Source organism: Providencia rettgeri (assembly GCF_001874625.1).
Taxonomy (GTDB): Bacteria; Pseudomonadota; Gammaproteobacteria; order Enterobacterales; family Enterobacteriaceae; genus Providencia; species Providencia huashanensis.
In genome coordinates this window covers 455857-468405 of the sequence record NZ_CP017671.1, presented here as the reverse complement: position 1 = coordinate 468405, position 12549 = coordinate 455857, and the positions used below count along the sequence as shown (strand labels likewise).

At 43.9% G+C, this 12549-nt stretch carries 4 protein-coding genes, 1 tRNA gene and 3 rRNA genes; all 8 read right to left on the bottom strand.

Translation table 11 applies throughout. The features are described 5' to 3' along the window. Positions 1–71: 71 nt before the first annotated feature. Positions 72–1379, bottom strand: a complete 1308-nt coding sequence (gene aceA / locus RB151_RS02115) for an isocitrate lyase (protein ID WP_042848540.1) — start codon at positions 1377–1379, stop codon at positions 72–74. Between the two features lie 55 nt (positions 1380–1434). Beyond that, a complete protein-coding gene (gene aceB, locus RB151_RS02110; protein ID WP_042848541.1) occupies positions 1435–3033 on the bottom strand; it encodes a malate synthase A in 1599 nt (532 codons plus the stop codon). Between the two features lie 365 nt (positions 3034–3398). Beyond that, positions 3399–4328 carry a homoserine O-acetyltransferase MetA gene (gene metA, locus RB151_RS02105; protein WP_048608842.1) on the bottom strand — a complete coding sequence of 310 codons (930 nt, stop codon included), beginning with the start codon at positions 4326–4328 and terminating at the stop codon, positions 3399–3401. Positions 4329–5366: 1038 nt separating this feature from the next. Beyond that, complete coding sequence (locus RB151_RS02100; protein ID WP_071547640.1) at positions 5367–5567, bottom strand: hypothetical protein; 201 nt, start codon at positions 5565–5567, stop codon at positions 5367–5369. 895 nt (positions 5568–6462) lie between these two features. Then, positions 6463–6578: ribosomal RNA gene (rrf, locus tag RB151_RS02095) — 5S ribosomal RNA — on the bottom strand. A 146-nt stretch (positions 6579–6724) separates the two neighbouring features. Next, positions 6725–9633, bottom strand: a 23S ribosomal RNA gene (locus tag RB151_RS02090). A 357-nt stretch (positions 9634–9990) separates the two neighbouring features. Continuing rightward, a tRNA-Glu gene (locus RB151_RS02085) sits at positions 9991–10066 on the bottom strand. A gap of 138 nt (positions 10067–10204) precedes the next feature. After that, a 16S ribosomal RNA gene (locus RB151_RS02080) occupies positions 10205–11744 on the bottom strand. Together the 16S, 23S and 5S rRNA genes with 1 tRNA gene alongside form the textbook arrangement of a ribosomal RNA operon. Positions 11745–12549: the final 805 nt, after the last annotated feature.

Sequence of the window (12549 nt, the reverse complement as noted above, 5' to 3'; positions counted from 1 at the left end):
CACTCAACGTGCCTGCAAATTAATAGATACACCTAACCAATAAGGACACCGAATGAAATGAAGCCAATTAACTAGAATTGTTCTTCTTCTGTCGACCCTGTTAAAGCAGTGACTGAAGAAGTCCCCCCTTGAATAACCGTTGTAACTTTATCAAAATAACCAGTACCTACTTCTTGTTGGTGAGAAGAGAAGGTATAGCCTTTATTTATCGCCGCAAATTCAGGCTCTTGCACTTTTTCCACGTAATGTTTCATACCTTCACCTTGTGCATAAGCATGTGCAAGGTCAAACATGTTGAACCACATACTATGAATGCCCGCTAAAGTAATAAATTGGAAGCGATAACCCATGGCTGACAACTCATCTTGGAAACGTGCGATTGTGGAATCATCTAAATTTTTCTTCCAATTAAATGAAGGTGAGCAGTTGTAAGCCAATAATTTACCTGGGTATTTAGCATGAATTGCTTCAGCAAACTGGCGCGCAGCATCTAAGTCTGGTTTTGATGTTTCACACCACACGAGGTCTGCATAAGGCGCGTATGCCAAACCACGACTAATCGCTTGCTCGATACCTGCGTTAGTCCGGAAGAACCCTTCAGAAGTACGCTCACCAGTGACAAATGCCGAATCATATGGGTCACAATCAGATGTCAGAAGATCAGCTGCATCGGCATCAGTTCTTGCGATCAGGATCGTTGGTACACCAGAGACATCAGCGGCTAAACGTGCGGCAACTAATTTTTGAACAGCTTCTTGAGTCGGAACCAATACTTTACCGCCCATATGACCGCATTTTTTCACCGCAGCCAATTGGTCTTCAAAGTGCACAGCCGCTGCCCCTGCTTCTATCATATTTTTCATTAACTCAAAGGCATTCAATACCCCACCAAAACCGGCTTCTGCATCTGCAATAATCGGTAAAAAGAAATCAATATATTCTTTATTATCTGGCCCAATGCCATTCGCCCATTGAATTTGATCTGCCCGGCGAAAAGTATTGTTAATTTTCTGAACGACAGAAGGAACCGAATCAACTGGGTAAAGTGACTGATCAGGGTACATACTTGAGGCTGTATTTGCATCAGCAGCAACCTGCCAACCAGAAAGATAAATGGCCTCAACACCAGCTTTCGCTTGTTGTAATGCCTGCCCACCCGTCAATGCACCTAGTGCATTGACGTAGCCTTTCTTAGATTTGCCATTCAGTTGTTCCCAAAAGCGCTCTGCCCCCCTACGAGCAAGGGTATGCTCCGGATTAACAGAACCGCGAAGTTTGATAACTTCCTCAGCAGAATACGGGCGATTAATGCCTTTCCAACGTGGTTTCTTCCATTCATTTTCTAATTGGGCAATTTGGTCTAAGCGCGATGTCGTCATGATTAACTTCCTTTATAAGAATATGTAGGGTTTATCGAATTTATATTTGTTGTTACTAATCTAATAATTGGTAACCAGGAATAGTTAAGAACTCAATAAGTTCATCTTGTGTCGTAATTTGGCGCATTAGCTCCGCTGCTTCACGGAAACGACCATGCTGAAAACGCTTATCACCAAGTTCTTTTTGAATAACTTGAAGCTCTTCATCTAGCATTTCTTCGAACAACGCTTTTGTCACTTTTTCGCCGTTGGTTAGTGACTTTTCATGCCTGATCCATTGCCAAATCGAAGTTCGAGAAATTTCAGCGGTAGCAGCATCTTCCATTAAGCCATAGATAGGAACGCACCCATTACCTGAAATCCATGCTTCAATATATTGCACAGCGACCCGAATATTTGCCCTCATACCTGCATCGGTTCGTTCACCTGCGCAAGGTTTTAATAGTTGCTCCGCTGTGATTGGTTCGTCAGAATCACGAGTAACATGCAGTTGATTGGTGTTCTCTCCTAGAACTTGGTTAAAGACATCCATCACTGTATCTGCAAGACCTGGGTGAGCAACCCACGAACCATCGTGACCATTTTTTGCTTCAAGCTCTTTATCTGCTCTTACTTTAGCCAATATAGCTTGGTTCTCTGTTTCATCTTTACTTGGGATAAATGCGGACATTCCCCCCATAGCAAAAGCCCCACGACGATGACAAGTTTTAATAAGCAAACGTGAATAAGCACTTAGAAAATCTTGGGTCATCGTAACCACTTGGCGATCGGGTAGTACCCTATCTGGGTGCTCTTTTAATGTTTTGATATAACTAAAAATATAATCCCAACGACCACAATTTAACCCGACAATGTGGTGACGCATGTGATACAAAATTTCATCCATCTGGAATACCGCAGGTAAAGTTTCAATTAAAACTGTTGCTTTAATTGTTCCACGAGGCAAACTGACAGCATCTTCTGCAGCACTAAATACATCACTCCACCATTTTGCTTCCTGCCAAGATTCCAATTTAGGGATATAAAAATAAGGCCCACTTCCTTTCTTCAACAACGCTTGATAGTTATTAAAAAAGTAAAGTGCAAAATCAAATAGCCCCCCCGGAATATTTTTTCCCGCAAGTGATACATGCTTTTCGTCTAGATGTAGCCCTCGTACACGTGCAATTAAAACAGCAGGGTCAGATTTAAGCTGATAAACCTTACCTTTTTCATTGGTGTAAGAAATATCGCCATTAATTGCATCACTTAAATTGATTTGCCCATCAATCAATTTTTCCCATGAGGGAGAAAGAGAGTCTTCAAAGTCAGCCATAAATACTTTAACGTTAGAATTCAAAGCATTAATAACCATTTTTCGTTCGACAGGACCTGTTATTTCAACCCGGCGGTCACGTAAATCCTCAGGTATATTCTGTATTTTCCATTCTGATTTTTTAATGGAATCAAATTCCGAAATAAAATCCGGCAATTCGCCCGCATCAATTTTTTGTTGCCTTATGGTTCTTTGTTTTAGTAACTCTTCACGACGTGGTAAAAACGCCTCAACCAAATTTGAAAGAAACTCAATAGAATCATTATGTAAGACCCTAGTATCTTGCTGAGATATTTCCTTTGAAAATGCTAACTTTGATATTAACAATTGATTTTCCATTGACCTTTCCTCATTCACATCTGACTATGAATTAAGCTTACGATCAAATAACAAATAAATCAAAAACCGTTTCCATTTTATATAAAATACACCTTATCTTTATGATATTAATGGCATTTTACAATTATTTATTTTTGAACAATGATTCTTATAACAAGATAAATAGTGTTAAGCACTTGTTAAATAAAACAATTACTAAAAAGTAAAATTGTTAAATAATTTACCCCAAAAATAAAAAAAGCAGCCATAAATGGCTGCTTTAGTTTTAAATATTGTAAATTTTCTGGAATATTAATCTAAATAAAATGCTAACTATAATTAGTTAGAGTGACATAACAAACATTTTAAGCTCAACATCCCTTATTTTAATCTAGTGTAGGCTCCATGTGAGTAAGATCGAATGGTGTGATCTGGTACACATAATAATTAAGCCAATTCGAAAAAAGTAAGTGCCCATGGCTTCGCCAGCTAATTGTTGGGCCTTTATTAGGATCATTATTTTTAAAATAATTACATGGGATTTCTGGTGAAATACCTGCATCAACATCTCGCCAGTATTCTTGAGCGAGCGTATCTCTATCATATTCAGGGTGGCCAGTAACAAATGCCAAGCGTTTATCTTTTGATGCAAATAAATAAGCACCAGCTTCTTCTGAACTGGCTAAAATTTCAAGATCGGTATGCTTGCGGATAAGCTCTTCAGGGAAATCCGCATAACGAGAGTGTGGAGCATAGAATGAAGCATCAAACCCTCGCGTTAATAATGCATACGGCTCCAATGTATCATGCTGATATACGCCTGAAAGTTTTTCTTCTCTAGTCCATTTTGGCAAATCATAAAGAACTTTCAATGCAGCCTGTACGGCCCAACACACAAAGAGCGTTGAAGTAACATGGCTTTTCGCCCATCTAATTACCTTTTCTATTTGTTCCCAATAACATACATCGGTAAATTCAACTAGCCCTAACGGAGCTCCTGTTACGATTAAACCATCAAAATTTTGATCTTTAATATCTTCAAAATCACAATAAAAATTATTCAAATGCTCTGTAGGAGTATTTTTAGATTCCCTTTGGTCAATACGCAATAACTGGATATCAACCTGTAATGGTGTATTAGATAAAAGCCTTAAGAACTGATTTTCCGTTTCTATTTTTTTAGGCATTAAATTCAGTATTAACACTTTCAAGGGACGGATCTCCTGAAGGCTAGCTCTTGTCGTTGTCATGACAAAAACATTTTCTTCACGTAAGAAATTAACTGCGGGTAACTCGTCTGGTAAACGAATTGGCATCATTCATCCCCTTTTATATACTTTTATACGTTTAGACTTCTAGAATGCTAAATAATCTAACCAATGTTACTTACCTTGTCGAGCTTTTCAAGACTAATTGAAATAATTTCACGTAGATTCATTTGTCATGGCATTAACTTGAGTATACCTATCTTATAATGTATTGATTTTATATATTTTTTAATCAATAGTGATATTTTATAGATAGATATTCTACTTAGACGTTTTAAGCATTAGGTAAAACTAGGGCAGTATTCATCGCAGCTGAGCAGTGACTGTATTATTTAGTTATACATCGCAAAATTATTTCAAAATACTGTACCAAAAATTATTTAATAAACGTCTTTATGTCATTATCAAATGGCAGCTTTAGCTATTACTAAAATAATATGTAGTCGTTAATTTAAGCTCTAAAATGCCCTATATCCCAAAACTTGTGAGTTGTTACTTACTACTTTAGATCTGACACGCCTATTCAACACACCAATATCACTGTGTATTCAGAGTGAACAGATGTCCAACTTCCTCATGCCTTGCTCAGTCCTTACTCTACAGCCAAACTCACGCTAGCTTCTACTCTGCATTTGCTCCCCCCAACTCAGTGAGTTGTTACTCACTACTTTAGATCCGACACACCTATTCACCATACCAATATCATTACACTTTCCGCATGAACTAGAGCCAAACATCTCTCCCCCCTGCTTAGCCTTTCCCTAGCTGATTAATTTATTCTTATTTTTTCAGTGGATTAAACCAACCTCGATAAGTGAGTTGTTACTTACTACTTTAAATACGACGCACCTATTCACCACACCAATATCATTAAACTTTCCGCATGAACTAGTGCCAAACATCTCTACTCCCAGCTTAGCCTCTACCTTAGGCAATTGATTTAATTTGTTTTTTAACATATTAAACTCCCCCCAATAAGTGAGTTGTTACTTACTACTTTAAATCCGACATGCCCATTCAACACATCAATATCACTGTGCATTCAGAGTGAACAGATGCCCAACTTCCTCATGCCATGCTCAGTCCTTACTCTACAGCCAAGCTCACGCTAGCTTCACTCTGTATTTGCTCCCCCCAACTCAGTGAGTTGTTACTTACCACTTCAAATACGACACACCTATTCACCATACCAATATCATTAAACTTTCCGCATGAACTAGTGCCAAACATCTCTACTCCCAGCTTAGCCTCTACCTTAGGCAATTGATTTAATTTGTTTTTTAACATATTAAACTCCCCCCAATAAGTGAGTTGTTACTTACTACTTTAAATCCGACATGCCCATTCAACACATCAATATCACTGTGCATTCAGAGTGAACAGATGCCCAACTTCCTCATGCCATGCTCAGTCCTTACTCTACAGCCAAGCTCACGCTAGCTTCACTCTGTATTTGCTCCCCCCAACTCAGTGAGTTGTTACTTACCACTTCAAATACGACACACCTATCCACCATACCAATATCATTACACTTTTCGGATGAGCTGATGCTAAACCTCTCTACTCCTAGCTTTAGTCTCTCCCCTAGCTGATTGATTTATTTTTATTTCTCAATGTGTTAAACCAACCTCGATAAGTGAGCTGTTACTTACTACTTTAAATTCCACACACTTATTCAACATAACAATGTTATTGCACCGTTGAGGGAGGATTAACACCGCCTCAAATCACGGCCAGACGAAAACTTGAGGAATAAAAAATCAGGATGATGGGTTACAAAAACAGAGTCCGCTCAGTTCATAAGGAATAAAGGAATAAAGGAATAAAGGAATAAAGGAATAAAGGAATAAAGGAATAAAGGAATAAACAAGTTAAAACGAGATGGGCAGGAAAAGAATATCTCTGTACTAATGAGGGGTTAACCTAGTCCTCTGCTAATCAGACTGTTAATTTAAAAGCTAGACATTAGAAGTTAGAAGTTAGAAGTTAGAAGTTAGAAGTTAGCCTACAGGATAATAAAATATGCAGTGGTCTCAATGCCTCATTCCCCTAGGCAGAGCCCTCACAATCAGAGTCGCCCTGAGACTGAACACCTCACTCTTCGCTCCACACTGCCACGCCTCATCACCTACCCCCAAACGCAAAAAAGCCACCCAATGGGTGGCTTTCTCACTAATTTAATGTCTGGCAGTTCCCTACTCTCACATGGGGAGACCCCACACTACCATCGGCGCTACGGCGTTTCACTGCTGAGTTCGGCATGGGGTCAGGTGGGACCACCGCGCTATTGCCGCCAGACAAATTCGGTTTGTTCCCGTTTAGTACATTTCGTCACTAAACCAGAACTGCAATCTTGAACAAGCTGCTGTGTCCCTCGCCTCTCGGCTTCTCACGCTCATTGAATCAACCTCATCTCTCAATCTCTAAAACACCTTCGGTGTTGTCAGGTTAAGCCTCACGGTTCATTAGTATTGGTTAGCTCAACATATCGCTATGCTTACACACCCAACCTATCAACGTCTTAGTCTTAAACGTTCCTTTAGGACCCTTAAAGGGTCAGGGAAGACTCATCTCAAGGCAAGTTTCCCGCTTAGATGCTTTCAGCGGTTATCTCTTCCGCACTTAGCTACCGGGCAATGCCATTGGCATGACAACCCGAACACCAGTGGTGCGTCCACTCCGGTCCTCTCGTACTAGGAGCAGCCCCTTTCAATCTTCCAACGCCCACGGCAGATAGGGACCGAACTGTCTCACGACGTTCTAAACCCAGCTCGCGTACCACTTTAAACGGCGAACAGCCGTACCCTTGGGACCTACTTCAGCCCCAGGATGTGATGAGCCGACATCGAGGTGCCAAACACCGCCGTCGATATGAACTCTTGGGCGGTATCAGCCTGTTATCCCCGGAGTACCTTTTATCCGTTGAGCGATGGCCCTTCCATTCAGAACCACCGGATCACTAAGACCTACTTTCGTACCTGCTCGAGCCGTCACTCTCGCAGTCAAGCTGGCTTATGCCTTTGCACTAACCGCATGATGTCCGACCATGCTTAGCCAACCTTCGTGCTCCTCCGTTACTCTTTGGGAGGAGACCGCCCCAGTCAAACTACCCACCAGACACTGTCCGCACCCCGGATAACGGGGCAACGTTAGAACATCAAACATTAAAGGGTGGTATTTCAAGGTTGGCTCCATGCAGACTGGCGTCCACACTTCAAAGCCTCCCACCTATCCTACACATCAAGGCTCAATGTTCAGTGTCAAGCTATAGTAAAGGTTCACGGGGTCTTTCCGTCTTGCCGCGGGTACACTGCATCTTCACAGCGAGTTCAATTTCACTGAGTCTCGGGTGGAGACAGCCTGGCCATCATTACGCCATTCGTGCAGGTCGGAACTTACCCGACAAGGAATTTCGCTACCTTAGGACCGTTATAGTTACGGCCGCCGTTTACTGGGGCTTCGATCAAGAGCTTCTCCTTACGGATAACCCCATCAATTAACCTTCCAGCACCGGGCAGGCGTCACACCGTATACGTCCACTTTCGTGTTTGCACAGTGCTGTGTTTTTAATAAACAGTTGCAGCCAGCTGGTATCTGCGACTGGCTTCAGCTCCATGGGTAAACCACTTCACCTAGCGCCAGCGTGCCTTCTCCCGAAGTTACGGCACCATTTTGCCTAGTTCCTTCACCCGAGTTCTCTCAAGCGCCTGAGTATTCTCTACCTGACCACCTGTGTCGGTTTGGGGTACGATTAATGATAATCTAGAGCTTAGAGGCTTTTCCTGGAAGCGGGGCATGAGCTACTTCGCCACCGTAGTGACTCGTCATCAGACCTCAGCATATAGTGAACCGGATTTGCCTAATTCACCTGCCTACATCCTTAAACCGGGACAACCGTCGCCCGGCCAGCCTAGCCTTCTCCGTCCCCCCATCGCAATTATCACCAGTACGGGAATATTAACCCGTTTCCCATCGACTACGCATTTCTGCCTCGCCTTAGGGGTCGACTCACCCTGCCCCGATTAACGTTGGACAGGAACCCTTGGTCTTCCGGCGTGCGGGTTTTTCACCCGCATTATCGTTACTTATGTCAGCATTCGCACTTCTGATACCTCCAGCATACCTCACAGTACACCTTCACAGGCTTACAGAACGCTCCCCTACCCAACAATATTTACATATCGCTGCCGCAGCTTCGGTGCATAGTTTAGCCCCGTTACATCTTCCGCGCAGGCCGACTCGACCAGTGAGCTATTACGCTTTCTTTAAATGATGGCTGCTTCTAAGCCAACATCCTGGCTGTCTGAGCCTTCCCACTTCGTTTCCCACTTAACTATGACTTTGGGACCTTAGCTGGCGGTCTGGGTTGTTTCCCTCTTCACGACGAACGTTAGCACCCGCCGTGTGTCTCCCGTGATAACATTCTTCGGTATTCGTAGTTTGCATCGAGTTGGTAAGTCGGGATGACCCCCTAGTCGAAACAGTGCTCTACCCCCGAAGATGAGTTCACGAGGCGCTACCTAAATAGCTTTCGGGGAGAACCAGCTATCTCCCGGTTTGATTGGCCTTTCACCCCCAGCCACAAGTCATCCGCTAATTTTTCAACATTAGTCGGTTCGGTCCTCCAGTTAGTGTTACCCAACCTTCAACCTGCCCATGGCTAGATCACCGGGTTTCGGGTCTATACCCTGCAACTCATTCGCCCAGTTAAGACTCGGTTTCCCTACGGCTCCCCTATTCGGTTAACCTTGCTACAGAATATAAGTCGCTGACCCATTATACAAAAGGTACGCAGTCACCCTGATAAATCAAGGCTCCCACTGCTTGTACGTACACGGTTTCAGGTTCTATTTCACTCCCCTCGCCGGGGTTCTTTTCGCCTTTCCCTCACGGTACTGGTTCACTATCGGTCAATCAGGAGTATTTAGCCTTGGAGGATGGTCCCCCCATATTCAGACAGGATAACACGTGTCCCGCCCTACTCGTCGAGTTCACAACACTAATATCTTCAGATACGGGGCTATCACCCTTTACTGCCGGACTTTCCAGACCGTTCTCCTGATACTAATGCTGATTAAGACTCTGGGCTGCTCCCCGTTCGCTCGCCGCTACTAGGGGAATCTCGGTTGATTTCTTTTCCTCGGGGTACTGAGATGTTTCAGTTCCCCCGGTTCGCTTCGTTTGACTATGTATTCATCAAACGATAGTGCAACGAATTGCACTGGGTTTCCCCATTCGGAAATCGTCGGGTATAACGGTTCATATCACCTTACCGACGCTTATCGCAGATTAGCACGTCCTTCATCGCCTCTGATTGCCTAGGCATCCACCGTGTACGCTTAGTCGCTTAACCTCACAACCCGAAGGTGTCTTCTTATCAGACGACACTTAACGTCATGGCTGTGCGTGGTGAACTTCTTCGTTGGGTAGTGCTCGCAATGCTCACGTACTATTGTACGCTGCGCTTGCTGTGCGCTAGCCGCCTTGAATTTCACACTGCTCGCTCATGCCACTCGTTTGTGTGTTTGAAAAACACTTCAAGTTGAGATTTTTGAGAGACTCTCACATTGTTTAAGCGATAAACAATGTGCGTTGTTTTCAATTTTCAGCTTGTTCCAGATTGTTAAAGAGCATAATTGTTAAACCAACTACAACGTAATTGGCTTAATCATTATTGGGGACATCGTCTTTCACTCGATATCGGCGCAATTGGCGTCCCCTAGGGGATTCGAACCCCTGTTACCGCCGTGAAAGGGCGGTGTCCTAGGCCTCTAGACGAAGGGGACACGAAAATTCAATTGCAAAACACCGTTTTGCTATTTTCGTGTAAGTCTTATCCTTTCGAATAAGTCTCCCACGTAAAGCCATTGCTCTACTTTCTATCAGACAATCTGTGTGAGCACTTCACAAAAACACTTCAATGGTAAGGAGGTGATCCAACCGCAGGTTCCCCTACGGTTACCTTGTTACGACTTCACCCCAGTCATGAATCACAAAGTGGTAAGCGCCCTCCCGAAGGTTAAGCTACCTACTTCTTTTGCAACCCACTCCCATGGTGTGACGGGCGGTGTGTACAAGGCCCGGGAACGTATTCACCGTAGCATTCTGATCTACGATTACTAGCGATTCCGACTTCATGGAGTCGAGTTGCAGACTCCAATCCGGACTACGACGTACTTTATGAGTTCCGCTTGCTCTCGCGAGGTCGCTTCTCTTTGTATACGCCATTGTAGCACGTGTGTAGCCCTACTCGTAAGGGCCATGATGACTTGACGTCATCCCCACCTTCCTCCGGTTTATCACCGGCAGTCTCCTTTGAGTTCCCGACCGAATCGCTGGCAACAAAGGATAAGGGTTGCGCTCGTTGCGGGACTTAACCCAACATTTCACAACACGAGCTGACGACAGCCATGCAGCACCTGTCTCAGAGTTCCCGAAGGCACTAAAGCATCTCTGCTAAATTCTCTGGATGTCAAGAGTAGGTAAGGTTCTTCGCGTTGCATCGAATTAAACCACATGCTCCACCGCTTGTGCGGGCCCCCGTCAATTCATTTGAGTTTTAACCTTGCGGCCGTACTCCCCAGGCGGTCGATTTAACGCGTTAGCTCCGAAAGCCACTCCTCAAGGGAACAACCTTCAAATCGACATCGTTTACAGCGTGGACTACCAGGGTATCTAATCCTGTTTGCTCCCCACGCTTTCGCACCTGAGCGTCAGTCTTTGTCCAGGGGGCCGCCTTCGCCACCGGTATTCCTCCACATCTCTACGCATTTCACCGCTACACATGGAATTCTACCCCCCTCTACAAGACTCTAGCTGACCAGTCTTAGATGCCATTCCCAGGTTAAGCCCGGGGATTTCACATCTAACTTAATCAACCGCCTGCGTGCGCTTTACGCCCAGTAATTCCGATTAACGCTTGCACCCTCCGTATTACCGCGGCTGCTGGCACGGAGTTAGCCGGTGCTTCTTCTGTCGGTAACGTCAATCGTTGATGATATTAGCATCAACGCCTTCCTCCCGACTGAAAGTACTTTACAACCCTAAGGCCTTCTTCATACACGCGGCATGGCTGCATCAGGCTTGCGCCCATTGTGCAATATTCCCCACTGCTGCCTCCCGTAGGAGTCTGGGCCGTGTCTCAGTCCCAGTGTGGCTGATCATCCTCTCAGACCAGCTAGGGATCGTCGCCTAGGTGAGCCATTACCTCACCTACTAGCTAATCCCATATGGGTTCATCCGATAGCGCAAGGACCGAAGTTCCCCTGCTTTGCTCCTAAGAGATTATGCGGTATTAGCCACCGTTTCCAGTGGTTATCCCCCTCTATCGGGCAGATCCCCATACATTACTCACCCGTCCGCCGCTCGTCAGCGAGAAGCAAGCTTCCCCTGTTACCGCTCGACTTGCATGTGTTAGGCCTGCCGCCAGCGTTCAATCTGAGCCATGATCAAACTCTTCAATTAAAAAGCTTGATGCTCAAAGAATGTCTTACTGACCGTAACGTTCTTTTGTTCGGCTAACGTTGTCGGCTTCACATCGCTTCCCCTCGCCGTACCTAAGTACTGTCTCGGGTTACCTCTGTTTGCCTTCGCGTTATCCTTCCAAAATAAGCGTTACTACCTTATTTCATATATATGAATTAACGTGTTAGTCACTCTTCAAGACTTAAAATCAAATATTTTTTTGATAGTGTCCTGTGAGTGCCCACACAGATTGTCTGATAAATTGTTAAAGAGCGTTGCGACATTTCTTTTGGAAATTCGACTCAGTTTTTATTAACTTAGGTCGTTATCGCGAGGTGGCGTATATTACGCTTTCCTCTGTGAGAGTCAAGCAATTTTTTGCTTTTTCTTTTCAGAATCTCTCGCTGCCGTTTCAGTGTTCATCGCGCTTTGCGTTGTCTTGTTCCCGGTCAGTGGATGCGCATTATAGGGGGTCTCAGAAATCTCGCAACCTTTTTTTTAAGATTTTTTGGCATTTTTAGTTCAACTGCTGCATTCCACAGCAAAACCCCCACTTATACTGAGTTATCCACGAAATTATCCACAGGCTAAAAATAATTTAAAATTTATCGCGCATTACGCAAACGTTTGCGTTACAATTAGCGCGAAATTTCAGCATTGATTTTATTTTTATGTTCTGAAATTGTTAGTGACTTATATATTGCTATTGAAGAAGCTTGCAAATTCCGCACTGCTTTTATAAATAGGTATATAAGAAGAGCACTCTGGCTTTTCGCTAATTAGATATTGTTATTGCCTTATTTAT

Coding starts and splice junctions, on each gene's coding strand:
- metA (WP_048608842.1), bottom strand. CDS start 4,328: ATGCCAATTCGTTTACCAGACGAGTTACCCGCAGTTAATTTCTTACGT.
- RB151_RS02100 (WP_071547640.1), bottom strand. CDS start 5,567: ATGTTAAAAAACAAATTAAATCAATTGCCTAAGGTAGAGGCTAAGCTG.
- aceB (WP_042848541.1), bottom strand. CDS start 3,033: ATGGAAAATCAATTGTTAATATCAAAGTTAGCATTTTCAAAGGAAATA.
- aceA (WP_042848540.1), bottom strand. CDS start 1,379: ATGACGACATCGCGCTTAGACCAAATTGCCCAATTAGAAAATGAATGG.